At 69.1% G+C, this 24,596-nt stretch carries 24 protein-coding genes; 11 read left to right on the top strand and 13 right to left on the bottom strand.

The window, feature by feature from the left end:
• Positions 1-83: 83 nt before the first annotated feature.
• Complete coding sequence (locus ACLB90_RS16080) at positions 84-314, top strand: RNA-binding S4 domain-containing protein (RefSeq protein ID WP_411850404.1); 231 nt, start codon at positions 84-86, stop codon at positions 312-314.
• A 30-nt stretch (positions 315-344) separates the two neighbouring features.
• Here ACLB90_RS16080 and ubiM read toward each other — a convergent pair whose 3' ends face one another.
• The 4 genes from ubiM to ACLB90_RS16060 all read right to left on the bottom strand — a co-directional run bounded on the left by ubiM (position 345) and on the right by ACLB90_RS16060 (position 3,812).
• A complete protein-coding gene (gene ubiM / locus ACLB90_RS16075) occupies positions 345-1,538 on the bottom strand; it encodes a 5-demethoxyubiquinol-8 5-hydroxylase UbiM (protein ID WP_411850403.1) in 1,194 nt (397 codons plus the stop codon).
• 101 nt (positions 1,539-1,639) lie between these two features.
• Positions 1,640-2,029 carry an MAPEG family protein gene (locus ACLB90_RS16070; RefSeq protein WP_411850402.1) on the bottom strand — a complete coding sequence of 130 codons (390 nt, stop codon included), beginning with the start codon at positions 2,027-2,029 and terminating at the stop codon, positions 1,640-1,642.
• Positions 2,030-2,059: 30 nt separating this feature from the next.
• The gene (locus ACLB90_RS16065) at positions 2,060-2,590 is read right to left on the bottom strand and encodes a DUF4019 domain-containing protein (protein WP_411850401.1); all 531 of its coding nucleotides are present in this window, start codon (positions 2,588-2,590) and stop codon (positions 2,060-2,062) included.
• A gap of 61 nt (positions 2,591-2,651) precedes the next feature.
• A complete protein-coding gene (locus ACLB90_RS16060; RefSeq protein WP_411852776.1) occupies positions 2,652-3,812 on the bottom strand; it encodes a hypothetical protein in 1,161 nt (386 codons plus the stop codon).
• A gap of 171 nt (positions 3,813-3,983) precedes the next feature.
• On the opposite strand from ACLB90_RS16060, the gene ACLB90_RS16055 reads away from it, so the two are divergent.
• From ACLB90_RS16055 to ACLB90_RS16045, 3 genes are read left to right on the top strand one after another with little or no spacing between them, the layout of a single operon-like run.
• Positions 3,984-5,450 (top strand): AlkA N-terminal domain-containing protein, encoded by a 1,467-nt coding sequence (locus tag ACLB90_RS16055; protein WP_411850400.1) that lies wholly within the window; start codon positions 3,984-3,986, stop codon positions 5,448-5,450.
• Positions 5,447-5,938, top strand: coding sequence for a methylated-DNA--[protein]-cysteine S-methyltransferase (locus tag ACLB90_RS16050; protein WP_411850399.1), 492 nt, complete (start codon positions 5,447-5,449; stop codon positions 5,936-5,938). The genes ACLB90_RS16055 and ACLB90_RS16050 overlap by 4 nt, the downstream gene beginning before the upstream one ends.
• Before the next feature lie 60 nt (positions 5,939-5,998).
• On the top strand, positions 5,999-7,258 hold the full coding sequence (locus ACLB90_RS16045) for an ectonucleotide pyrophosphatase/phosphodiesterase (protein ID WP_411850398.1): 1,260 nt from the start codon (positions 5,999-6,001) through the stop codon (positions 7,256-7,258).
• 76 nt (positions 7,259-7,334) lie between these two features.
• On the opposite strand, the gene ACLB90_RS16040 is transcribed toward ACLB90_RS16045, so the two are convergent.
• Both ACLB90_RS16040 and ACLB90_RS16035 read right to left on the bottom strand, forming a co-directional pair.
• On the bottom strand, positions 7,335-7,517 hold the full coding sequence (locus ACLB90_RS16040) for a 30S ribosomal protein THX (protein ID WP_068850363.1): 183 nt from the start codon (positions 7,515-7,517) through the stop codon (positions 7,335-7,337).
• A 108-nt stretch (positions 7,518-7,625) separates the two neighbouring features.
• Positions 7,626-8,039 carry a MerC domain-containing protein gene (locus ACLB90_RS16035; RefSeq protein WP_411850397.1) on the bottom strand — a complete coding sequence of 138 codons (414 nt, stop codon included), beginning with the start codon at positions 8,037-8,039 and terminating at the stop codon, positions 7,626-7,628.
• A gap of 153 nt (positions 8,040-8,192) precedes the next feature.
• On the opposite strand from ACLB90_RS16035, the gene ACLB90_RS16030 reads away from it, so the two are divergent.
• The 6 genes from ACLB90_RS16030 to ACLB90_RS16005 all read left to right on the top strand — a co-directional run bounded on the left by ACLB90_RS16030 (position 8,193) and on the right by ACLB90_RS16005 (position 16,085).
• Positions 8,193-10,382 (top strand): TonB-dependent receptor, encoded by a 2,190-nt coding sequence (locus tag ACLB90_RS16030; protein ID WP_411850396.1) that lies wholly within the window; start codon positions 8,193-8,195, stop codon positions 10,380-10,382.
• 494 nt (positions 10,383-10,876) lie between these two features.
• The gene (locus ACLB90_RS16025; RefSeq protein ID WP_411850395.1) at positions 10,877-11,311 is read left to right on the top strand and encodes a MarR family winged helix-turn-helix transcriptional regulator; all 435 of its coding nucleotides are present in this window, start codon (positions 10,877-10,879) and stop codon (positions 11,309-11,311) included.
• Complete coding sequence (locus ACLB90_RS16020; RefSeq protein ID WP_411850394.1) at positions 11,308-12,534, top strand: MFS transporter; 1,227 nt, start codon at positions 11,308-11,310, stop codon at positions 12,532-12,534. Before ACLB90_RS16025 ends, ACLB90_RS16020 begins: the two co-directional genes overlap by 4 nt.
• Before the next feature lie 100 nt (positions 12,535-12,634).
• A complete protein-coding gene (locus ACLB90_RS16015; RefSeq protein ID WP_411850393.1) occupies positions 12,635-13,201 on the top strand; it encodes a TetR/AcrR family transcriptional regulator in 567 nt (188 codons plus the stop codon).
• Entirely contained in the window at positions 13,201-14,883 is a 1,683-nt protein-coding gene (locus ACLB90_RS16010; protein ID WP_411850392.1) for an MFS transporter, read from the top strand. The genes ACLB90_RS16015 and ACLB90_RS16010 overlap by 1 nt, the downstream gene beginning before the upstream one ends.
• An 8-nt stretch (positions 14,884-14,891) precedes the next feature.
• Positions 14,892-16,085 (top strand): HlyD family secretion protein, encoded by a 1,194-nt coding sequence (locus ACLB90_RS16005; protein ID WP_411850391.1) that lies wholly within the window; start codon positions 14,892-14,894, stop codon positions 16,083-16,085.
• 24 nt (positions 16,086-16,109) lie between these two features.
• Here ACLB90_RS16005 and ACLB90_RS16000 read toward each other — a convergent pair whose 3' ends face one another.
• Both ACLB90_RS16000 and gltX read right to left on the bottom strand, forming a co-directional pair.
• Complete coding sequence (locus ACLB90_RS16000) at positions 16,110-16,595, bottom strand: transcriptional repressor (RefSeq protein ID WP_411850390.1); 486 nt, start codon at positions 16,593-16,595, stop codon at positions 16,110-16,112.
• A gap of 16 nt (positions 16,596-16,611) precedes the next feature.
• The gene (gltX, locus tag ACLB90_RS15995; RefSeq protein ID WP_411850389.1) at positions 16,612-18,015 is read right to left on the bottom strand and encodes a glutamate--tRNA ligase; all 1,404 of its coding nucleotides are present in this window, start codon (positions 18,013-18,015) and stop codon (positions 16,612-16,614) included.
• A 155-nt stretch (positions 18,016-18,170) separates the two neighbouring features.
• On the opposite strand from gltX, the gene ACLB90_RS15990 reads away from it, so the two are divergent.
• Positions 18,171-18,800, top strand: coding sequence for a hypothetical protein (locus ACLB90_RS15990; protein WP_411850388.1), 630 nt, complete (start codon positions 18,171-18,173; stop codon positions 18,798-18,800).
• Between the two features lie 18 nt (positions 18,801-18,818).
• Here the strand turns inward: ACLB90_RS15990 and ACLB90_RS15985 are convergent, their stop codons facing one another.
• The 5 genes from ACLB90_RS15985 to creB all read right to left on the bottom strand — a co-directional run bounded on the left by ACLB90_RS15985 (position 18,819) and on the right by creB (position 24,582).
• Positions 18,819-20,435: a M28 family metallopeptidase gene (locus tag ACLB90_RS15985; RefSeq protein ID WP_411850387.1), complete on the bottom strand. Its 1,617-nt coding sequence runs from the start codon at positions 20,433-20,435 to the stop codon at positions 18,819-18,821.
• 124 nt (positions 20,436-20,559) lie between these two features.
• Positions 20,560-20,997 (bottom strand): hypothetical protein, encoded by a 438-nt coding sequence (locus ACLB90_RS15980; RefSeq protein ID WP_411850386.1) that lies wholly within the window; start codon positions 20,995-20,997, stop codon positions 20,560-20,562.
• 14 nt (positions 20,998-21,011) lie between these two features.
• On the bottom strand, positions 21,012-22,331 hold the full coding sequence (gene creD, locus ACLB90_RS15975) for a cell envelope integrity protein CreD (RefSeq protein WP_411850385.1): 1,320 nt from the start codon (positions 22,329-22,331) through the stop codon (positions 21,012-21,014).
• Between the two features lie 92 nt (positions 22,332-22,423).
• Entirely contained in the window at positions 22,424-23,884 is a 1,461-nt protein-coding gene (gene creC / locus ACLB90_RS15970; RefSeq protein WP_411850384.1) for a two-component system sensor histidine kinase CreC, read from the bottom strand.
• A gap of 2 nt (positions 23,885-23,886) precedes the next feature.
• Positions 23,887-24,582 (bottom strand): two-component system response regulator CreB, encoded by a 696-nt coding sequence (creB, locus tag ACLB90_RS15965; RefSeq protein WP_411850383.1) that lies wholly within the window; start codon positions 24,580-24,582, stop codon positions 23,887-23,889.
• Between the last annotated feature and the right edge of the window lie 14 nt (positions 24,583-24,596).

Below are 24,596 nucleotides of genomic sequence, written 5' to 3'. Positions count from 1 at the left end.
GTTCCGGCCCCGGGCTGGCGCACAATACGCGCCCTCTCCCGGCCCGGTCGATCGTCCGTGCCCCTTCCCAGGATACCCGCTTCATGCAGACCCTCGAATTCGAACTGGACCGCGACTACGTCGAGCTCAAGCAGCTGCTCAAGCTGGCCGACCTGGTGACCAGCGGTGGCGAGGCCAAAACCGTCATCGGCGACGGCCAGGTCCTCGTCGACGGGGAAGTCGAACTGCGCAAGGCCTGCAAGATCCGCGCGGGCCAGCAGGTGCAGTTCGGCGATACCACCATTCACATCATCGCCGACAGCGACGCGCCCTGAGCGGCGGCCGCCACAGCGACGCGCCCGCCGTCAGGAGGCGCGCGTCAGCTGGGCGGCGATCAACTGCCGGAACGGGGCCACGCGCTGGGCCAGGCGCAGCCCGGCACTGCGCAGGGCACGGGCCGGCAGGCGGTCGTCGGTGTACAGCGTGGCGATCGCATTGGTGGCCTCATACAGCGGCCGCGAGGCCAGCCGATGGCCCCGCTCGTAGCCCGCCAGGCCCGCCGGCGCGGCGATGTCACCGCCCCGCTGCGCCGCGCTGGCCACCACCGCGGCCAGCCGGTCCTGGCTGAGCAGCCCCAGGTTGAAGCCGTGCGCGGTCACCGGGTGCATGCCGACCGCCGCATCGCCGACCAGCGCGCAGCGCGGGCCGACGAAGGCTTGGGCGTAGACCCCCACCAGCGGATAGGCGATCGGCCGCGCACACGGCTGCATGCGGCCGAGCCGGTGCTCGAAGAAGCCACTGATGGTGCGCCCGAGGGCGTCATCGTCCTGCGCCATCAAGGCGGCGATCTGCCGCGGTGGCAGGGTGATCACCGCCGAGGCGAGATCACCGTTGAGCGGCAGCAGCGCCATCGTGCGGCCATAGCCGAACCATTCCCAGGCGGTGTGATGGTGCGGTTGTTCGATGCGCATCCGGCACACCAGCATCGACTTGCCGAAATCGCGCATGCGCGCGCCGATCCCGAGCAGCCGGCGGGTGCTGGAGAAGCGGCTGTCGGCGGCCACCACCAGCCGCGCCTGCAGGCGGCGGCCGTCGGCCAGGGTGACGATGGAGTGCGTGCTGCCGGTGTCGATGGCGGTCACGCTGGTCTGGTCCAGCACCTCCACGCCGGGCTGGTCCTGTACGGCCTGCCACGCGGCGCGCCGGATCAGATGATTGGGCACCAGCCAGCCGAGGTCGCGGCCGTGTCCGTCGCGGGCCGCGGCGAACGTCAGCGCGAACGGCGAGCCGCCGTTGAGCACCTGCGCATCGCGCAGCGGTGAAATCTCGGCCGGGTCCAGCCGAGCCCACAGGCCCAGCCGTTCCAGGATCTCGCGGGATGCGTGGGTCAACGCGATCTCGCGGCCATCGAACGCCGCCTCGGCCAGTGCCGCGCGCGGCTGCTGCTCGATCAGCGTCACTGTCAGGCCGGTCCCGGCCAGCGAGCGGGCCAGGCACAGCCCGACCGGCCCTGCCCCCACCACCACCACGTCCACCGGGCGCGCGTTGTGATCCACCATGATCCGATCCTGCGGTTGCTAGTCCGCATCGAGCTTAACGCTCCCGGCAGCGTGCCGGCCTTGATCTGGATCAGCGCTGTTCGGGACGGTTCACCCGCACGCTACAGCAGCGACCACAGCAGCAGCACGATACCCACCAGCGAGGCCAGCCACATCAGGCTGCGCACGTACGGCACGCCCGCCGCATACAGCGGCAGGTAGGCCACCCGCGACCAGAAGTACAGCTGCGCCGCCAACGCGGTCAGCCCGTCCTGCCGCTGGGTGAGCACCACGGCCAGCACCGCGGCGGCGAAGAACGGGAAGGTCTCCATGAAATTGGACTGGGCGCGCTGCAGGCGGCCCGTCAACGGGCGTACCGGGGCGGTCTGGCCGTCGCGCGCGGAGGCGTTCCACGCCAGTCCGCGCTCGCGGGTCACCGCCGTGGACGCGGCGAACAGGTGCACGATGCCGAGCAGCATCGACCACACCAGCATCTGGATTTCGATTGTCATGGCGTGCTCCGGAAGGTGTCAGGCAGGGCGTCAGGGAGTGGCGGCACGCACGCTGTAGCCGGCAAGCCGCCAGATGCGGTCTTCATCCAGGCGGAAGGAGACCAGTTCGCGCACCGGCTGGGCGCTGTTGGCGAAGCGGGTGGGGAAACTCACGTTGATGTACAGCCCTTCCGGCACGGTCGCACCCGCCGCGTACTTGACCCGGGTCACGGTGGGCTGCCCGCGCGACGCGAGCGCACCCAGCCGCTTGCGGTCGGCCGCCAGCTGCGCCACGAAGGCCTGTTCGGTGACGGTCTTCCTGGCCACGGCGGACGCGCCGCGCCACGCCTCGGCGGCGCGGTTGTCATCGACCAGCTGCGCCACCTTCAACGCCGCCGCACTCATCTCGGCGTCCTGCTCGCGCACCTGCGCCTGCTGCGCCGGCGTCAGCACCGGGCGCGGCGCGGCGGCCGCATTGGGTGCCGGGCGGGCCGGCGCGGGGGCGGGCGTGGCCGGGGGCGGCGTCTGCGCCATCACGGCAACGGGCATCAGGATCGACAACAGCAGCAGCGGAACACGCATCAGGGCACCGTCGGCAGAAGGAAACTGCCGGCCAGCATACGTCAAGGACGTGAGTAGTCCGTCAGTTGCGCTGCGCCGTTTCAGCCGGGGGCTGGTGCCCTTCGCTCGCCGTCTGCGCCGGTGCGGCCGGCGCCGCGTCTGCCGCCTCCGCCGTGGGCGTGGACGGCGGCAGCAGGCTGGTCACGTCGATTTCGGACAACGGGCTTTCGTCCGGGCAGGTCGCATCGGGGAAACCGAAGCGCTGTTTCAGGGTCTGCCCGCAGGTGTTGATCGCCTCCATCTCGGCGCCCTCGCGCTTGCACTCCTGGTCGAAGGCGATGAGGAAGGCATCCTTGCGGCGCACGAAATCATCGCCGCACTTGCGCATCTGCTTGATCCGCTCCAGGTCGTCCTGCACCGCATTGGTGCCGTCCAGGCCGAACTGGCGCAACTCGCCGGCATCGAGCAGGCGCAGGCTGCGGTTGGGCACGGTCATCATCAGGTCGGCCACGCCCACTGCCACGCCATTGCGCTGCAGATAGTCCTTCACGTTGTCGTACACCTCGTGCAGCTCGCGGTTGAGCTCGGCGCGCGAGGTTGCCTTGGAGCTGATCCGCATCATGCGGTGAATGCCCACCTTGCCCGATACGAGCCGGTTGTCGCCGGCCGCCAGCACGAACACGCAGGCACTGTGGCAGACCGAGCCTTCGCGCACCCAGATGGTCCAGTTGGATTCGCCGATGCTGTCGCCGGCCACGATGGCGGCCTCGACCTGGCCGCCACTGGAATCCAGATCCAGGATGCGGCGGGAAATCCGCTGTGCATCGGCCACGATCGCCACCCGGCCGACCAGTTCGGCGAACCCGGGATTGATCTTGCCCACATAGCGCACGCGCAGCAGCCCGCGCTCGGCACACGGCGCCAGTGCCGCGTCCACGCTGGCGCGGTCGAGCGCCTCCAGCGGCTGCCCGTCGCCGCCTTCAACGGCGTAGTCGGTATCGCAGCTGATCCAGGCCTTGCCATTGTCCAGCGCCGCGTCCGGCCACGCCTGCTGCCCGCGTCGCGGCGGCGGCGGTGGCGGTGGCGGCGCGTCGGCGGCGTTGATGGACACCATGTGGTCGCCATCCGCCGCCTGCGCGCGCACGGCCTTGTCGGCCGCGGTGACATTGCCCGGATTCTCCAGCTGGCTGCAACCGGCCAATCCCAGGCACAACAACGGCAACCACCACGACTTGGGCAACATGGACAACCTGGACTCCACGACATGAAGGGGCGCACCTGCGGCGCGCAGGCAGACAGTCTAGTGCGCCACGGCAGCGCCGCGACAACCTGCACTGAACCGTCCGGGGCGGCGGCCACATTGCTGTCCGAAAACGGCGAGCCTGGGCCGCACCGGGGGCATAGACTGGCTGGCATGGACACCGCCCTGCCCCTGGACTACGCCGCCTGCGAAAGCGCCCGCCTGGCACGCGACGCACGCTTCGACGGGGTGTTCTTCACCGCCGTGCGCAGCACCGGCATCTACTGCCGTCCGGTCTGCCCGGCACCGCCGCCGAAGCCGCGCAACGTCGACTACTACCCGACCGCGGCCGCCGCCGCTGCCGCCGGCTTCCGGCCCTGCCTGCGCTGCCGCCCGGAACTGGCGCCCGAGGCGCAGGACGTGCTGAGCAACGAAACCCTGCAGCGCGCGTTGGCGCTGATCCACGATGGCTACCTGCAGGACGCCCCGGTCGGCGCGCTTGCCGCCCACCTGGGGCTGAGCGCCCGCCAGCTGCAGCGGCTGTTCGTGGCCCGCCTCGGCGCGGCGCCGGCCCAGATCCACGCGACCCGGCGCCTGCTGCTGGCCAAGCAGCTGCTGACCGAAACCGCGCTGCCGGTAACCGATGTGGCGATGGCGGCCGGCTACAACAGCCTGCGCCGCTTCAACGCCGCCTTCCTGGACGGCTGCGGGATGCCACCGACCGCGATCCGCCGCCAGCGCGGCGCGCTCGGCGGCAGCGCACTGACCCTGCGCCTGGGCTATCGGCCGCCGCTGGATTTCGCTGCGATGCTCGGCTTCCTGCGCCGCCGCGCCATTCCCGGCATCGAGCAGATCGACGACGTCAGTTACCAGCGTGTGATCGGCCCGGCCGAGCGCCCCAGCGTGATCCGGGTCAGCGCCGACCCGACGCGTCCCGAACTGCTGCTGCACCTGGGCCAGGTCGATCCGCGCGCGATTCCCGGCATCGTGCGCCGGGTACGACGGATCTTCGACCTGGACGCGGACCTGCGCATCGTGCACGCCACAATGGCGCGCGAGCCGCTGCTCGCACGCGGCATCGCCGAGCGTCCGGGCCTGCGCGTGCCGGGTGGCTGGGACGGCTTCGAAGTGGCCGTGCGCGCCATCCTCGGCCAGCAGGTCAGCGTGGCCGCAGCCGCCACGCTCGCACGCCGCGTGGTCGACCGCTTCGGCACGACCTTGCCGAACATGCCCGAAGGCCTGGACCGCCAGTTCCCCACCCCGCAGGCCCTGGCCGAGGCACCGCTGGAAACCATCGGCCTGCCCAGGACCCGTGCCGCAACGGTCCGCGCGATGGCCGCCGCCGTGGCCGAGGGCCGGCTGGACTTCGCCGCCGGCCAACGCCTGGACAGCTTCGTCGAACGCTGCGTCGCGCTGCCGGGGATCGGTCCGTGGACCGCGCATTACATCGCGCTGCGGGCGCTGGCCCTGCCCGACGCGTTTCCCGCCGGCGACCTGGTGCTGCAGCAGGTACTGGGGGGAGAAACCCGCCTCAGCGAGCGTGCCACCGACGCCCGTTCGCAGGCCTGGCGCCCGTGGCGCGCCTACGCGGTGCTGCACCTGTGGCACCTGTCTTCCCCCGCTCCCGGAGTACGCCCGTGACCCTGCTCTACGACACCTTCGACAGCCCCATCGGCGCCCTCACCGTGGCCGGCGACAGCCGCGGCATCCATCACATCCTGTTCGAGAACAACCGCTACGACGCCAAGGGCCGCGAACACTGGCAGCACGACGCACACGCCCTGCGCGATGCACGGCAGCAGCTGCTGCAGTACCTGCGCGGCGAACGCACCGGCTTCGCGCTGCCGCTCGCGCCACACGGCACGCCGTTCCAGCTGCGCGTGTGGCGTGCGTTGGCCGATATTCCCTTCGGGCAGACCTGGAGCTATGTCGACCTTGCCCGCCACATCAACCACCCCACCGCCAGCCGCGCCGTCGGGGCAGCCAACGGCCGCAACCCGCTGCCGATCGTGCTGCCCTGCCACCGGGTGATCGGCAGCAGCGGTGCGTTGACCGGCTTCGGGGGTGGGTTGGAAACGAAGGCGGCCCTGCTGCAGCTGGAGGCACGACGCAATTCGCTGTTCGCCTGAGTCGCGCCCCCTGCCATTGGTTGTCTTCGTCGCGTCACCGCAGCCGATTATCATGGCGCGATGATCTCCGTACGTCTTCCGCTCGCGCTCGCCGCCGTCCTGTCGCTGGCCGCCTGCGCCACCACACCGCCCTCGCCTACACCCGCACCGGTTGCCACCGCCCCTGCAGCCGAGGCAACGCCGCCGAAACTGCTGCTGGTCTCCATCGATGGCCTGCGTGCGGACATGCTCGACCGCGGCATCAGTCCCAACCTGTCGCGGATCATCGACAGCGGCGTGCGCGCCCGGTGGATGACCCCGTCGTATCCCGCACTGACGTTTCCCAACCACTACACGCTGGTCACCGGCCTGCGCCCGGACCACCACGGCATCATCCACAACAGCATGGAGGAAGCCGAACTGGGCAGCTTCCGGCTGAACCGCCCTGAGGCGGTCACCGATGCGCGCTGGTGGGGTGGCGAGCCGATCTGGGTGGGCGCGGAAAAGGCCGGCGTGCGTACCGCCACCTTGTCATGGCCCGGCAGCGAAGCGCCCATCCAGGGCGTGCGACCGAGCCAGTGGCGCGTGTTCGACAGCCGCGTGACCCTGCCCGATCGCGTCGACCAGGTGCTCGGCTGGCTCGGCCAGACCGACACCCAGGCGCCGCGCCTGGTCACCCTGTACATGGAGCAGGTCGACCATGCCGGCCACGACCACGGCCCGGACTCGCCCGAGTATGCCGCCGCCATCGGCGAGGTCGACACCGCCATTGGCCGGCTGCTGGACGGGCTGCAGGCGCGCGGCCTGGCGGACAGCATCAACATCGTCGTGGTGTCCGACCACGGCATGGCCAGCGTACCGGCGGGCCAGGTCATCGCCACCGAGGACATGGTCGATCCGTCCATTGCGCGGGACGTGACGGTCGGCCAGTCGGTCGGCTTCGCACCGCTGCCCGGCAAGCAGCGCCAGGCCGAGAAGATCCTGCTGGGCGCGCACGCGCACTACGACTGCTGGCGGCGCGATGCGCTGCCGGCGCGATGGGCCTATGGCACCCATCCGCGCATTCCGCCGATCCTGTGCCAGATGCACGAAGGCTGGGACGCACTGACCCGTGATCGGATCGCCAAGCGCACACCGGGCGATCGCGGCTCGCATGGCTACGACAATGCGTTGCCCTCGATGCGCGCGGTGTTCATCGCGCGCGGGCCGTCGTTCAAACAGGGCACGGTGATCGCGCCGTTCGACAACGTGGACGTGTACCCGTTGCTGGCGCACCTGCTCGACGTACCGGCCGCACCCAACGATGGCGATGCCCAACGCCTGCTGCCAGCGCTGCGCTGAGCCGCGCCGGCAACGTCCGGACAACAAAAAACGCGGCGCAAGCGCCGCGTTCTTCGTGGGCCCTGCCTGGCTGGGATCAGCCGGCCTTGGCCACCGCCTTCTTGGCAACGGCCTTCTTGGCCGGCGCCTTGGCAACGGTCTTCTTGGCGACCGGCGCAGCTGCGCCCACGGCCACCTTGCTCACCGCGTGCGAGCGCGAATTGCCGTAGCTGGCGTTGTAGCGCTTGCCCTTGGCGGTCTTGCGGTCACCCTTACCCATGTCGTCAACTCCTTAGTCTGAAATCTGATAACCCCGTACTGACACGGGTTCGGCGGGGCCGCCCTCTCAGGCGCCCCCGCGCACGATCTGAAAGCCTACCACACGCACTCAATGCGCACAGCTGGCGTCATGAACGTGGCCGTGGTTGAGCCGCAGATTGACCAGATGCGCCACGCCCACCAGCACACCGCCAAGGGTCATCACCACAGCGTGCGGTACTGCGGAGTGGTGCAGCGGGTCGTACAGCAGGCCGGCCCACAGCGCCACCAGGCCCGGTACCAGAAAACCCAGCGCGCGCAGCGCGCCGTGGCGGCGGTAGCCCCAGACCAGGCTGAACAGACCCAGCAGGGTCACAAAGCTGACCAGCGCCAGCTCCACCCCGTCGCCCAGCCAGACCGACAGGCCCAGCGAGGGGGCTGCGGCAAGCAGGATGGGCAGCACGGCACAGTGCACCGCACACAGCAGCGAACCGGTGGCACCGAAGCGATCCAGCAGATGACGGACTCGAGCGAACAGGGGCATGACTTCCAGCAGGGTCGGCGAAGCGTTATGGAATAATATAACATCAATCCCGACGCGCACCTGCCTCCCCCTGCCCCACCCCCGTTCATCGACGGGTTTCGCGCGCCCCACCATTGATACATTGTAACAATTCGACTGACGGACCCTGCCCCTATGCGCTCTCCCCGCCCGCTGTTCCCACGCCACACGCTTTCCCTGGCCCTGGCCGCCGCACTCCTGCCGACGCTGGCACTGGCGGCAGACGACGATGGCCATCGCAGTCACCTTACCGAGCTGTCCGAGGTCAAGGTCACCGCCTCGCCGCTGCAGGGCGACGCCGAATCGCTGGCACGGCCGGTGGACGTCCTCGCAGGCGAACGCCTGGATGAACAGAAGGCCGGAACGCTCGGCGACACCGTGGCCAAACTGCCCGGCGTGCAGAGCACCTTCTTCGGCCCCGGCGTTGGCCGCCCGATCATCCGCGGCCAGGAAGGCCCGCGCGTGGCGGTGCTGTCCAACGGCATGGGCAACATGGATGCCTCCACGGTCAGCGCCGATCACGCCACCAGCATCGAACCGTTCCTGGCCGACCAGATCGAAGTGCTGAAGGGACCGGCCACCCTGCTGTTCGGCAGCGGCGCCATCGGCGGCGCGGTCAACGTGGTCGATGGCCGCATCGCGCGCGAACTGCCGGACCGCCCGCTCAGCGGCCGCGCCGAACTGCGCGGCAACTCGGTCAATGACGAACGCAGCGGCATGTTCCGCCTCGACGGCGTCAGCGGCAACGTAGTGCTGCATGTGGACGGCCTGGTGCGCAACGGCGATGACTACCGCATCCCCGGCTATGCCGTGATCGATGGACTGGAAGACCACAGCGGCCACGACCACGACGACGGCGATACCGACGAGCCGCACCGCGGCCGCCTGGACAACAGCTCGATCCGCACCCGCGCCGGCGGCCTGGGTGTCACCTGGCTGGGCGATGGCGGTTACGCCGGCTTCTCGGCCAGCACCTACCGCACCAACTACGGCATCCCCAACGGCGCGCACGTGCATGCCGACGACGACCACGACCATGATCACGACCATGACCACGGCGACGAAGAGGAAGGCGACGAGCACGACGTGCGCATCGACATGGTGCAGAACCGCTTCGAAGCCAAGGCCGGCATCTACAACCCGGTGTCGTTCCTGAAGAACATCAACGTGCGCACCGCCTCCACCGACTACGAGCACACCGAACTGGAGGCCGGCACGCCCTCCACGCGCTTCACCAACCGTGGCATCGAAGGCCGCCTGGAAGCGGTGCAGCAGCAGATCGGCGGCTGGGACGGCGCGTTCGGCCTGCAGTTCGGCAACGGCGACTTCGGCGCCAAGGGCGAAGAAGCGTTCGTGCCCGACACCAACACCCGGAACATCGGCCTGTTCGTCCTGCAGGAGAAAAAGTTCGGTCCGTTCAAGCTGGAACTCGGCGGCCGCCACGACCAGGTCAAGCTCGACCCGACCGGCGACTACCGCGCCCGCACGTTCGATGCCACCAACCTGTCCGCCGCCGGCATCTGGAAGCTCAACGATGCCGTGGACCTGCGTTTCGGCGTGGACGGTTCCGAGCGCGCGCCGACCAATGAAGAGCTGTACGCCGCCGGCGCGCATATCGCCACCCGCTCGCTGGAGATCGGCAACGCGGACCTGAAGACCGAGCGTGGTCAGCGCGTTGAACTGGGCATCCACACCCACAGCGACCGCGTCGATTTCTCTGCCTCGATCTACCAGACCAAGTTCAAGAACTTCATCTACCTGGCCGACACCGGCGTGGTCGAGTCGCTGCCGGTCCGCCTGTGGACCCAGCAGGACGCCACCTTCAAGGGCGCCGAAGCAGAGGCCCTGTTCCACCTGTTCGAAGGGACCTCCGGCGACTGGGATCTGCGGGTGTTCGGCGATTACGTCAAGGCCGAACTGGATGGCAGCGGCAGCCGCAGCGTAGACATCGCCGTGCCGCATGGCGACCACAACCACAACTACACCGTGGACCTGTCCAACAGCGGCTACCTGCCCCGGATTTCCCCCGCCCGCGTTGGCGCCGACCTGCGCTGGTCCCGCGATGGCTGGCGCGCCTCGGTGGGCGCGGTGCGCTATAGCAGCCAGAAAGACGTGGCCCAGAACGAAGACCCGAGCAACGGCCACACCCTCGTCGATGCCCACTTCGCCTACCGCTGGGACCGCAGCGACAGCAACAGCTACGAAGTCTTCCTGGACGGCAACAACCTGACCAACCAGGAAGTCCGCCCGCACACCTCCCTGCTGCGCGACTACTCGCCCCTGCCGGGCCGCGGCGTCGCCTTCGGCATCCGCGCCTTCTTCTGATACCCGTTTCTCACGACTGGGGTCGTTGTTCTTACCCCGAGGGGGCCGCAAGGCCCCCTTTTTTTTCACACACAACACTGCAAGACGCTGTGCGCTGTGCGCTGTGCGCTGTGCGCTGTGCGCCGTCCGCTGTGCGCTGTGCGCTGTGCGCTGTGCGCTGTCAGTTGTCAGCTGTGCGCTGTCCGCTGTCCGCTGTCCGCTGGCACGCGCGCGCACTGTGCATGGGCGGCGGGTACGCGGTTCCAGGACCGTTGGGCGCCAGGGATGGCGCCCACGAGCCCCCAGGGATGGGTTCACGGCGTGTCCTGGAACCGCGTACCCGCCGCCCATGCCCACAACCTCCAGGCCACCGCCAAACCGCCTTTGCCTTTGCGGTTGCCGTTGCCGTTGCCGTTGCCTCTGCCGTTGCGACCGCTCCAGCCCCCGGCACTTGACCAACAACGTGCATATGCACATATGATCCACCCTGCCACCCTCCCACCCGGCCCGCGCGCATGGACCCGACCGACTCCAGCCCCTGCACCTGCTTCCGCCTGCGCCGGGCCGCGCGCCGGCTCTCGCAGATCTACGACACCCACCTCGCACCGGCCGGACTCAGCCTCAACGCCTACTCGATCCTGCGCCGTGCCCCGCAACCGCGCCTGCTAGGCGATCTCGCCGAAGCGCTGGGCATGGACCGCACCACCCTGACCCGCAACCTCAAGCCACTGCTGCAGGCGGGCTGGCTGCAGGAACAGCGCGGCCAGGATGCGCGCCAGCGCCTGATCGCCATCACCCCGGCCGGCAAGGCCTGCCTGCGCCGCGCCCGTCCGCTGTGGCAGCGTGCACAGCACGAGGTCGAGGCCACCTTCGGCCCCGCACCAACCGCCCGCCTCAACACCCTGCTGGACACCCTCGACCACGCCCTGGATGCCGGAGACCGCACATGAATGCCTCCACCCCACGCACACCCGGCATGCATTGGGGCCTCTTGATCGCCGCCTCCGCAATCCTGATGGTCACAATGGGCGTGCGCCAGACCTCCGGCCTGTACGTCGAGCCCCTGCATCGCGGCACTGGCGTGAGCATCGTCGAAATCAGCTTCGCCCTGGCCATCGGCCAGTTCGTCTGGGGCGCCGTCCAACCGGTGTTCGGCGCCATTGCCGACCAGCGCGGCCCGCTGCCGGTGCTGGTGTTCGGCGCCCTGCTGCTCACCACCGGCCTGCTGCTGGCGCCGCTGCTCACCAGCCCGCTCGGCATGACCTTCACACTCGGCGTACTGATGGCCGCCGGCGCCGGTGCCGGCAGCTTTTCCGTCCTGATCGGCGCCACCGCGCACCGGCTCCCCGCCGAAAAACGCTCCTTTGCCGCCGGCCTGATCAACGCGGGCGGTTCGCTCGGCCAGTTCGTGTTCGCTCCGCTGGTGCAGTGGATCATCGGCACCGCCGGCTGGGCGCGTGCCATGACCACAATGGCCGTGATCACCCTGCTGTCCGTGCCGCTGGCCTGGCCATTGCGGCGGCGTGCCGGCGACCACACACAGACCGCCGCAGCGGACGACGGCGGCCTGCGCGCGCAACTGCGCGTCGCCGCGCGCGACCGCAGCTACTGGTGCCTGCACCTGGGCTTCTTCACCTGCGGCGTGCACATCGCCTTCCTGGTCACCCACCTGCCCGGCGAGATCGCACTGTGCGGGCTGTCGCCGAACGTCGCCTCCGCCTCGATCGCGCTGATCGGGCTGTGCAATGTTGCCGGCAGCCTGATCGTTGGCGCGCTGGGCCAGCGCTTCCGCATGAAGTACCTCCTGTTCTGGATGTACGCCAGCCGTGCGGTGATGATCGGCCTGTACCTGCTGGCGCCCCCCACCGCGACCACGTTCTACGTCTTCTCCGCCGCGCTGGGCTTCACCTGGCTGGCCACCGTGCCACCCACCGCCGGTCTGGTCGGCAAGCTGTTCGGCCCGCGCTACCTGGGCACGCTGTTCGGCATGACCCTGCTCTCGCACCAGCTCGGCGGCTTCTTTGGCGCATGGCTGGGCGGGCTGGCACTGGAGCACACCGGCAACTACCTGTGGATGTGGTACGCCGACATGGGCCTGGCTGCGTTAGCGGCGGTGATCAACCTGCCGATCCGCGAGGGCGCCGGCTGCCACGCGGTGCCGGCATCGCGCTGAGTTCACCTGCCCTGCACAAACCCCAGCCGCGCCCCCTGCGCGCGCGCCGGATGCCGCATCCGCCCCTTCCGGAACGGACAGCTTTGTCCGAACATGGGCCATGCCTACCCAACGTGCCGACGCGGCCGCCCGCCGCGCCCAGATCCTCGATGCCGCCGATGCCGTGTTCGGGCAGCACGGCGTGACCGCCCCGCTGGACCTGGTGGTCGAACGCGCCCAGGTCGGGCGCGCCACGCTGTACCGCAACTTCCCCGACCGCACCGCACTGGTGGAGGCCCTGCTGCAACGCACGGTCACCCGCATCCAGCGCCAGGTGCAGACCCTCGGCGACCGCGACGACGCATTGTTCGAGGTGCTCGACGGCATGGCCGCGCGCATCGTGCAGTCGCCCGCACTGTCGGACTACTGGCGTGCGGTGGACCCGGACGACCCCACCATCAAGACCGCGCGCGAAACCATCCGCGCCGTGCTGCGCGCACCGATGCAGCGCGCCATCGCCGCAGGCCTGTGCCGCGCCGACCTCGACGTGACGGACATTTCACTGATCTCGGGCATGCTGGGAGCCGCGCTGCGCGGCAAGACCCGGGAAGAACGCGCCACGCTGGCCGCGCGCGCCCTGCAGTTGCTGCGTGGCGGACTGCGGGGGCCTGATCACGGGGAGGGGTAATGCCGCAGTACCTCAAGCCGGTACCGGACTGGGAAGAGCACGAGAAGCCGACACTGCCCGGCTCGGCGTCCATGCCGTGGCATCCGCCGCACCGGCGCCTGGCCTACGCGCTGGTGGCGCTGCTGGTGGGCATCACCGGCGGGCTCGGCAATGCGCTGGTCACCGCCAACCTTCCCTTCATGCAGGGCCAGCTCGGCCTCACCCCGGCGCAGGGCAGCTGGCTGGTGGCCGCCTATGCGATGGTCAATGTGACCGCCAACCTGCTGGCCTTCAAATTCCGCCAGCAGTACGGCATCCGCCTGTTCGCCGAAATCGGGCTGGGGCTGTACGCCGCACTGGCGGTCCTGCACCTGTTCGTCGGCAGCTACGAGACCACGGTACTGACCCGTGCAGCCAGCGGATTCGCCGGCGCGGCCTGCAGCACGCTGGGCACGTTGTACATGCTGCAGTCGCTGCCGCGCCGCTATACCGGCAACCTGCTGGTGATCGGCGTGGGCATTTCGCAGCTCGCGGTGCCGATCGCCTGGCTGGTCTCCCCCGGCCTGGTCGACACCGGCCAGTGGCACAACCTCTACCTGTTCGAGGCCGGGCTGGCACTCTGCGCATTCGCCGCCGTGGTGGTGCTCAAGCTGCCACCGGGCGTGCAGATCAAGGCGTTCGAGCCGTTGGACTTCCTGACCTTCGCCCTGCTCGCGCCGGCGGTGGGCCTGCTGGTGGTGGTCCTCGCACAGGGCTATACGCGCTGGTGGTTCGACACCCCCTGGCTGGGCTGGGCGCTGGTGGCTGCGATCGCCCTGGCCACCACCGCCTTCATCATCGAACACTACCGGCGCAACCCGCTGCTGCAGACCCGCTGGCTGGCCAGCCTGCCGGTGCTGCACTTCATCGTCGGCGCGTTCCTGATCCGCTTCCTGACCACCGAGCAGTCCTACGGCGTGGTCGGGCTGATGCGCCAGCTCGGCATGGGGCCGGACCAGATGCGCCCGCTGTTCGGGGTGATCCTGGCCGGGGTGGTCACCGGCATCGCCGCCGCGTCATTGACCTTCGGCCCCAAGCGGATCATCGCCCAGCTGCTGATGGCGATCCTGCTGCTGGGCAGCGCCGCCTTCCTCGACCAGAGCCGGACCAGCCTGGACCGCCCGCACGACTTCTATGCCAGCCAGTTCCTGGCGTCGGTCGGCGCCGGCATGTTCATGGGCCCGTTGATCATGCTCGGCATCACCCAGGCACTGAAACAGGGCGTGGACCACATGATCACCTTCCTGGTCACGCTCTCGATCACCCAGACGCTGGGCGGTCTGGCCGGGTCGGCGGTGCTGGGCACCTACCAGCTGCACCGCGAGCAGGTGTATTCCAGCGCGCTGGTCAGCCAGCTCGATCCCGCTGACGGGGTGGTGGCGCAGCGCCTGAAGCAGCAGCAACAGCTGTACGCCGGCATGATCGCCGACCCGGTGCAGCGCAGCGCGCAGGGCACCGCGCAGTTGGCGTTGACCACCCGCCGCGAAGCCAACGTGCGCGCGTTCAACGATGTATTCACCCTCAGCGGCACCGTGGCATTGAGCTTCCTCGGCTGGTTGCTGCTGCTCTCGGTGCGCACCGCCCTGCTCAAGCAATGGCGCAAGCGCCATCACCCCCCTGTTTCGCCGACCGCCCCGGCATCCCCGCCGGCCGCCACCCGATGAGTCCCGACATGCCCACTCCCCCGCCACGCGACGACAGCGCGCCTGAGAACGTGAATCCGGCCCCGCCAACCGATGCGGCGCCGGCCAGCAGTGCCCCTCCTGCCGCGGCAGCGCCGTCGGGCGTGCCCAAGTACCTCAAGCCCAGCACGCGCAGCGTGGTGATCATGATCGTGATCGCCCTGCTCGGCATCGCACTGATCCTGCGCGCGTGGTCGCTGTGGCCGTTCGACAGCACGCGGGTCAGTACCGACAACGCCTACGTGCGCGGCCAGATCACGGTACTGGCCCCGCAGGTCAGCGGCTATGTCACCGAGGTGCTGGTCAAGGACTTCCAGTACGTGCGCAAGGGTGATGCGCTGGTGCGCATCGACGACCGCATCTACAAAGAGAAAGTGGCCCAGGCCCAGGCCGACCTGGACAGCGCGCGCGCCGCGCTGGCCAATTCCGACCAGACCCAGGCGCAGAACCGCGCGCAGATCGCCGCCGCGCAGGCCAATCTGGCCGCCGGCCAGAGCGAGCTGTCGCGCTCGCGCAACGAGCTCAAGCGCTATGAGGAGCTGGCGGCGCAGCAACTGGTCGCCCTCAACGACCGCGACAAGTTCCGTACCGGCGCGCAGTCCGCGCAGTCGGCGGTGCTGCAGTCGCAGGCGCAGATCCGCATCGCCGAGGAAACCCTGACCTCCACCCAGGTCGCCCGCAAGGGGCTGGAGGCACGGGTGGAAACCGCGCAGGCACAGCTCGAACTGGCCCGCATCGACCTGGCCAACACCGTCATCCATGCGCCGCGTGACGGGCAGATCAGCGAAGCCTCCGTCCGCCTCGGCCAGTACGTTACCGCCGGTTCGCAGCTGCTGTTCCTGGTGCCCGATACGCTGTGGGTGGTGGCCAACTTCAAGGAAGGCCAGACCTGGAAGATGCGCATCGGCCAAGCGGCCACGTTCTCGGTGGATGCCTTCGATGGCCAGCGCCTGCACGGCCATATCGAACAGATCGCCCCGGCCACCGGCTCGGAATTCAGCGTGCTGCGGCCGGACAACGCCAGCGGCAACTTCACCAAGGTGGTGCAGCGCCTGCCGATCCGGATCGCCATCGACCCCGACCAGCCGCTGGCCAAGCGGCTGCGCCCGGGCATGTCGGTGGTGGTGCGGGTGGAGACGGCCGATGCCGGGGCGGCGACGCAGGATACGCGCCTGCTGGACTGATGCCCCGTCACAGCGGGGGTGGGGTTACCCCGCGCAGCGCGCGCAGAGGCCGTGTACTTCCAGGGTCTGTGCCTGCGGCTGGAAACCCAGTTCCTTGGCGCGCTTTTCGAGCTGGCTGACGATCTCGCGGTCTTCCAGCTCCACCGCGCTGTGGCAGCTGTTGCAGATCAGGAACGGCACCGAGTGCTGCGCGCTGCTCGGGTGGTGGCAGGCCACGAACGCGTTGACCGATTCGAGCTTGTGCACGAACCCGTTGGCCATCAGGAAATCCAGCGCGCGGTACACGGTGGGCGGGGCATCTGCGCCCACGCCCTTGCCGTTGCGCACCCACTCCAGCAGCTCGTAGGCCTTGACCGGCTTGCCGGCCTCGGCGATCAGGCGCAGCACGTTGGCGCGGATGGGCGTCAGGCGCAGCCCGCGCTCGATGCACACGCGTTCGACCACCTTCACGAAATCCGAGGCATCGTGAACATGGTGGTGCGGGGCGGTACAAGCGGTCTTGGCAGGCATGCGCGGTCTCCGGTTATCAGGCCGTCGGTACTTTAGTGAGTGCGACGTCGATGCGTTTCAAGGCTTCTTCACGCCCGGCCAGGAACACGGTCTGGGAAATGTCGGGACTGACCTGGGTGCCGGTAATGGCCACACGGAGGGGCTGGGCGACCTTGCCCATGCCGATCTCCAGCGCGGTGGCCACCTCGTGCAGGGCAGCCGACACGCTGTCGACCGTCCATTCGCCGGCAGCGGCGAGCAGCTCGCGGGCCTTGCCCAGCGGCAGTTCCGCGCCCGGCTTGAAGTGCTTGGCCACCGCCGCGTCGTCGTAATCGGTCAACGGCTGGTACCAGACCACGGCCTTTTCGGCCATTTCCTTCAGCGTCTGCACGCGGTCGCGCAGGGCCACCACCACGTCGGCCGGGGCCGGGCCGGCGGCCAGATCCAGGCCCAGCCTGTTCAGCTGGTAGACCAGGTGCGGTGCGATGTCGGCCGGGTCCACGGTCTTCAGGAAGTGCTGGTTGACCCAGCCCAGCTTGGCCATGTCCAGGCGCGCGGCCTTGGAGTTGCAGTGGGTCACATCGAACAGGTCGATCAGCTCCTGGCGGGTGAACAGCTCCTGGTCACCGTGCGACCAGCCCAACCGGGCCAGATAGCTCAGCAGCGCGTCGGGCAGGTAGCCGGCATCCTTGTACTGCATGACGTCGGCCGCGCCGGTGCGCTTGGACAGCTTGGCGCCCTGCTCATCCAGGATCATCGGCATATGGCCGAACTTCGGTACCGGCGCGCCGATGCCTTCGTACAGATTGATCTGGCGCGGGGTGTTGTTGATGTGGTCGTCGCCGCGGATGACCTCGCTGATGCGCATGTCCCAGTCGTCCACCACCACCGCGAAGTTGTAGGTGGGGAAACCGTCCGGACGGAAGATCACCATGTCGTCCAGCTCGCTGTTGGCGATCTCGATGCGGCCCTTGATCAGGTCATCGAACACCACCGTGCCCTCGAGCGGATTCTTGAAGCGGATCACGCGGTTGGGGTCATCGCGGTACGGCAGGCCCAGCTCACGCGCGGCGCCGTTGTAACGCGGCTTCTCCTGGCGGGCCATCGCCGCTTCGCGCATCGCATCCAGCTCTTCGCGGGTTTCGTAGGCGTAGTAGGCCTTGCCGTCGGCGACCAGCTGCTCGGCCACTTCCAGGTACCGGGCCACGCGCTGGGTCTGGTAGATCGGGCCTTCGTCGTAGCCCAGGCCCAGCCACTCCATCGCCTCCAGGATCGCGTCGATCGCGCCCTGGGTGCTGCGCTCGCGGTCGGTGTCCTCGATGCGCAGCACGAATTCGCCGCCGCGGTGACGGGCCTCCAGCCAGCAGTACAACGCGGTGCGGGCACCACCGATATGCAGGTAACCGGTGGGACTGGGGGCAAAGCGGGTGCGGCAGATCATGGAGGGCTCGGGGAACGGGGATCCCGGCAATTTTACCTGCCTGCGGCCGCACATGCGAAAACCGGCCGATTCCTAAAGATTTCCGGCGCCTGCCCTGTTTTCATGGAACTGCGGTGGCAGCTGCTGCCCTGCATCCCGCACTGCCGGAGGTTCCCATGCATCACCCCGCCCCAACCCGCGCATCCGCCCTGCATGTGGCCGCACCCGCCAGCGCGCTGGTACTGGCGTTGGGCGTGGTGGTGATGGCCGTGGTGAACTGGCCGGAGGTCCCTGCCCCGCCTGGCCCGGTGATGCCGCGGGTGGAAGCGGCCCGTCTGGGTCCGCGGATCGCCCGTGTGCTGGAACCGCCGCTGCAGTCCCGCGTGACAAGCGGGCCGCCCGGCCAGGTCGATACCCCTCTGCGTGCGCTGGGCGGGCTTCTGTCCGATGACACTGCGTTCCATGCCGTCGTGGACGATTGGCAACGGTTGTCCGAGGGAGCCGAGCGCCGTGCCGTGATGCAGCTCCACCACGGGCTGGACAGCTACTTCGCCACCCTGCTGCCGCCGCTGTCGCTGCACAGCCTGGCCTGCGACACCTCCTTGTGCCTGGCCGGCCTGTCCGGGCCGCACCGGACCCAGGACCTGCTCGCACGGCAGTTGATGGCGATCGAGCAGGAAGGACGCGCGCCGTTGCAGGCCGTGCATGTACATGAACTGCCCACCCCCTCCGACACCGGCTCGCGCCAGTTCCGCCTGGCCCTGGCGCGCGCGGCGGTGCCGGGTGGCACCGCCGCGTCGCCATGAGGAGCCGGCGGCGCCGGATCAGGGGGCCAGCAGGGGCTTGCGCGGCAGCTTCTCGTCGCGCATCGCGGCGTGGTAGACGAAGGACGCCACGATGGCCGCAGCCTGCTTGAGGTCTTCCGGCTCGGCGTGGTCCCAGGTGTCCAGGTTGCTGTGGTGCACGTTGCTGAAGTAGTCCAGGCGATCCTGGATGAACTGGAAGCCGGGCAGGCCCACGCGGTCGAAGGCGATGTGATCGGTGCTGCCGGTGTTGCGCGTGGCCACGGTGGTCGCGCCGACATCGTGGAACGGCGCCAGCCATGCCTCGAAGATCGGGACGGCGGCCAGGTTCTCCTGCGCGTAGATGCCACGGAAGCGGCCCGAGCCGTTGTCCATGTTGAAGTACGCCGAGAACCGGTCGTAATCGCGCTGGCGCTGCAGCGCACCGGTGGGCTCGCGCATCGATGCCGGCAGCGCCAGCTGCTGCGGGTCGGTCGGCTCCGGGTAGCGGGCCAGGTGCCGCGACACGTAGTCCTGCGACCCGACCAGCCCCTGCTCCTCACCGCTCCACAGGGCGACGCGGATGGTGCGCTTGGGCTTGGCGCCCACCGCCTTGAGGATGCGCATGGCTTCCATCATCACGGCCACGCCGGCCGCGTTGTCGGCCGCGCCGGTCCCGGTATGCCACGAATCCATGTGCGCGCCGAGCATCACGATCTCGTCGGCCTTGCTGCTGCCGCGGATCTCGGCCAGCGTGTTGTAGCCGGGCTGGTCGGTCTCGTCGGTGAAACGCGCCTGCACGTCCACGCGCAGCTTCACCGGCTGCTTGTGGTCCAGTGCGCGTACCAGCTGGTTGTAGTGTTCGGCCATCATCGCCAGTTCGGGGACGCCGACCGGTTCGCCGGCCTTGCGCGATCCACCGCCGCCGACGCGGATGATGCCGTTGTCCCAGCCGCTGATGCTGATGGTGGCCAGCACGCCCTGTTCTGCGAAGAACGCATTGGTGGCACGGGTCAGCGCCTGCCTCTCCACGTATTCCTTGGCCTTCTTGGCACGGTCGGCCTTGGCGTCGGCCACGTCCTTGGGCACCGCGAACACCTGCAGCTCGGCCAGGCCGGCCTCGTCATGGCGGTGCGAGTCGGCGCTGCTGGCGCGTGCGTAATCGCGTGCATCGTTGAGCAGCAGGATTTTGCCGGCCAGCTTGCCCTTGTACTGGTCGAGGTCGGCGAGCTTCTTGATGTCGACCTTGATCACCTCGCCTTCCACCGGGCCACGCGTGCCGGGCGTCCACGCCTTGGGCAGCGCATACAACGGGGTCACGCGCGGGCTGAGCATCTCGACGTTGGCGTTGCTGAACTCCCAGCCACGGCCGAACGCATCGAACGCTTCATCGTGCACGTTCTGCAGGCCCCAGGCCGTGAACTGGCTGCGGGTCCAGGCATTGGCTTCGGACATCGCCGGGGAGTTGGTCAGGCGCGGGCCGATCTGTTCGGTCAGGTGGCTGAAGGTCGCCATCACCTGCGAGCGGTGGAACGCTTCCTGCCGGATGCGGCTGACCATGTCCAGGTCCACCGGTTCCTTTGCCTGCGCGCCGACACCGCCACTCAGCGCCAGGGCCAGGGCCAGCACGCCCCACTTCAACGCGTTCCGCTTGAACATGCTCCGCTTCAACTCGACCACCCCTCGTTGCACGGCACGCGCCGCGACAGGCGAGTCTAGCGGGCGGAACGCCTGCCGCCCGCGGGCCATGAGTCATGGTCGACGCGGGGGCAGGTCGCTGCGCTCAGGCATGCCAGCCGTACCAGAGCACGCCCTGCACCGGCAGCAGCATCAGCCAGCGGCTGCGGTCGAGGGCGGCGCTGGCGTACACCGGCGTGTACTGCGGCCAGTCGCCGGGAAGGCCATCGATACCGGCCTCGGCCAGCGCCGCGGCGCCCTCGCGCCACGGCCGATACAGGCTGCACCACGCCGGTTGCCGCAACACACCGCGGGCCTCGCACGCGTCGCCCAGAAACGCCAAGCCGCGGGCAAGCAACGCGGAACGGGTCTCGGCCGTGATCGAAAACCGGACCAGACCGGGCGCGACGCGCGCACCCGGCAAGGCCTGCAACGGGGAGGGCCAGCCGTCGCCGGCGCCCTCCCCGGCCAGCACCGCGCACTGCCCCAGTCGGGCCGGCAGGGCCCGGCACGCGCGCTCCTGCAGGCGGCGGGAAGTGATCATCGTCGTCTCCGTGCTTACTTGAGGCTGGCGCCCAGTTCGTACCAGTCCACCCGACGGGTGATCCACATTGCCGATGCCAGCACGCCAAACAGCAGCAGCGAGCCCATCAGCAGCGCGTTGTTCTCCGAAATCAGCAGGCCGTACAGCGCGCCGTACAGCACGCTGAGCATGGCGGCAAAGCCCAGCCCGCGCTTCCAGCTGTGCAGCACGCCAGACAGATAGACCGCCTGCACACCGATACAGGCCACCGCCGACACCGCGTATGCCATCCAGAACGGAATGTGCTCGGACAGGCTCAACAGCAGCAGGAAGAACACCGCCAGGCCCAGACCCACCATCAGGTACTGCAGCGGGTGGATGCGCAGGTGCTTGATCAGCTCGAACAGAATGAAGCCGACGAAGGTCAGCACGATGAACAGGATGCCGTACTTGCTGGCACGGTCGGCCTGCGTGTACACGTCCACCGGATTGACCAGTTCAACGCTCACCGATTCGACCTCGACATCGCCACGGCTGCGCAGCTGCTGCTGCGCCCGCGACGCCAGCGAGGACACCGCCCACTGCGCATCGAACCCCTGCGCATCCACCTTGCGCTGGTTGGGCAGGAAGCTGCCGCCGAACAGCGGATGCGGCCAGGGCGAACGCAGCGCGATGCGGCTGTCGTCGCCGACCGGCACCACCGCCAGCGAGCGGCTGCCGTCGAGGACCAGGGCCAGTTCCACGGTACTGGCCTTCAGCACGCCACCGCGGTTGTCGTCGAATGCCGGCAGATCCACGTGCAGGCCGGTGGCGATGTTGCGCACCGGGCCCGGGTCGGGCAGCAGGTCCAGCGCCTTGCCATCCACGCGCAGCGTGGGCGAACCGACCAGGCCGCGCACGTCGGCGATCCCCACAGTGAGGTACGGCGTGCCATACACACGACCTTCCTTGGCCGGATAGTCGTCATCGGCGAACGTGGCGCTGATGGTGGCGTTCCAGCTGTACACCGGCACGCGGAACAGACCGATACGGCGTTCGTCCGGCTGCATCCGGCCATCCACCTGCAGCGTGGACGGCATCTGCAGCCACTCGCCCTGCTCGACCTGCTTCTCCTTCTTCTTGGTGCCCGCCGCATCCACCACCTCGACCTCGCGGGTTTCGGTCCACGGCACCACACGGATCGGCCCGGTCAGCGTCTGCGCGCCGGCACGGCTCTGCGCGACGCGCTGGTAGGCCTCGTTCCGGTACGCCTCGCGCTCGTTGATGACGCCTTTGATCAGCGCCAGGGGAATCAGCAGCAACAGGATCAGCCCGCCGACAATGGCGAACCGCAACAGCATCTTCAGGGATTTCATCGCCCGTCCTCGGTTGGGAGGGCGCCAGCGTCGCGCACGCCGATGTGCGGGGTTTGTGCTGAAGTTGAAGTCTGTGTGAAGTGCCTGCAGGCTCAGCGGCGCGCCGGTGCCGACGGCGGCCGCAGCGGCAGCCACAACACCGCCTGCGCACCGCCGCCATCGCGGTTGCGCAGGCTGGCACGGCCGCCGTGCAGGCGCGCCACTTCCTGCACGAACGACAGGCCGAGCCCGGAACTGCGCTGGCCGGTGGCCGGCCGCGCCAACGAATAGAAGCGTTCGAACACCCGCTCCAGGGCGTAGTCCGGCACGCCGCTGCCATGATCGTCCACCTGCAGCGCGACGCCGCCGTCGTCCGCGCGCGCGTGCAGCGCGATGGCGCTGCCGGCTGGCGCAAAGGCCACCGCATTCTCCAGCAGGTTGTTCAACGCCTGGCGCAGCAGGTAGCGGTCCCCGTGCAGGTCCGGTTCGGCCGGCGCATCCACCGCGATCGTCACCCCGGCAGCCTGCGCGCGTACCGCCACCGCGTCGGCAGCGGCCTGCAGCAGCGGTGCCAGGGCGATGCGCTCCTGCTTCTGCAGCCAGCCGTGCTGTTCAACCTCGGCCAGCGCCAGCAGCTTGTCGATGGTCTCGGTGAGGCGCTGTGCCTGCCCCTGGATGCTGCGCGCGAAGTGTTCGCGGTCGGCATCGGGCAGCGGCTCCTGCAGCAGCTCGGCCGCGCCGCGGATGGCCGCCAGCGGGCTCTTCATTTCGTGGGTCAGCGATTGCACGTACTGCTCGACATACGCTTTGCCTTCCAGCTTGCGGCGCATGGTTTCCAGCGCCTGGCCAAGGTCGCCGATCTCATCGCGGCGAGGCTTCGGCGGTGGCACCGGCTCGCCCGCGCTGACCGCCTTGGCGTAGCGGTTGAGGCGGTTCACGCCGTGCATCAGCCAGCCCGTCATCAGCAGACCGATCAGCGCCGACAGGCCGATCAGCCACGCGCCGCGTTTGATGATCGCGCGTTGGCTGGCAGCGATGAACGGGTCGATGCTGCGGTTGGGCTGGGCCAGGCTGAGTACGCCGATCAGGGTGCGGCCATCGGCCGGGTCCAGGATCGGCGCGGCCACGTGCATCACCGAGTGGGTTTCATCGCCCGGCGTCTCCGGGCTGGAGCGTGCACCGTATTCGCCGCGCAGCGTGCGGTAGACATCGTTCCAGCGCGAATTGTCGCGCCCGACGTCGCGGCCGCTGGAGTCGTAGACCACGATGCCCTTGGCATCGGTGATGGTCACCTGGTAGTCGAGCGTGCGCTTGGGAAAGCGCCACACCATCGCCTTCGGATCGCGCCGCTGCGCGCGCGCCAGGTTGGTCACGAAGGTGCCATTGCGCAGGGTGCCGGCCTTGAGGTCGGCGGCCGCCATCTCCGCCAGCACGTTGGCCGCATCGACCAGGGTCGACTCCATCGCCTGGCGCACCCCCGGCTTTACTTCGTTGACGAAGATGCGCATCACGAAGAACGCGGCGATCCCCACGATCAGGAAGAACCCCAGGAACAGCTTGAGACCCAGACGCACGGTTACGCCTCCAGCGCGTAGCCCAGCCCGCGATGGGTGCGGATCGGGTCGGGATCGGCGCCCGCGGCGCGCAGTTTGGCGCGCAGGGTCTTCACGTGCGTATCCACGGTGCGGTCGGCACTGTCGGCGTCGCTGTCCCAGCCGCGGTCCATCAGCTGGGCACGGCTGAGGATCGCGCCGGGGCGCTGCAGCAGCGCGGCCATCAGCGCGTACTCGTAGCGGGTGAGGTCCAGCGGTTGCTCGCCGAAACGGATCCGGCGGCCCTCGCGGTCAATCGCAAAGCGCCCGAGCTGCTGCCAGCCGGCCGACTCCGCAGCGGCGCCGGCGCCGGCACGCCGCAGCCGCGCCCGTACCCGCGCCACCAGTTCGCGCGGCGAGAACGGCTTGGCCATGTAATCGTCCGCCCCCAGCTCCAGGCCCAGTACCCGGTCGAATTCATCGTTGCGCGCGGTCAGGAAGATCACCGGCACCTCGCTGAAGGTGCGCAGGCTGCGGCAGACCTCGAACCCGCTCATGTCCGGCAGGCCGACATCCAGCACCACCAGGTCATAGGCCTGCTGGCGCAGCTGGGCCAGGGCCTCGCCGCCCAGCAGGCAATGGCGGGCGGCGTAGCCTTCGCTGCGCAGCGCATACAGAACGGTGTCGGCGATGGCCGTTTCGTCCTCGACCACCAGGACGTTGTGCAGGGGGTGGCTCATCTGCCCAGCATAGC

This window comes from Stenotrophomonas sp. LGBM10, from assembly GCF_046736075.1.
Lineage (GTDB): Bacteria > Pseudomonadota > Gammaproteobacteria > Xanthomonadales > Xanthomonadaceae > Stenotrophomonas.
Note: the sequence above shows the minus strand (reverse complement) of the source record. Positions and strands in the feature narration are given on the sequence as shown.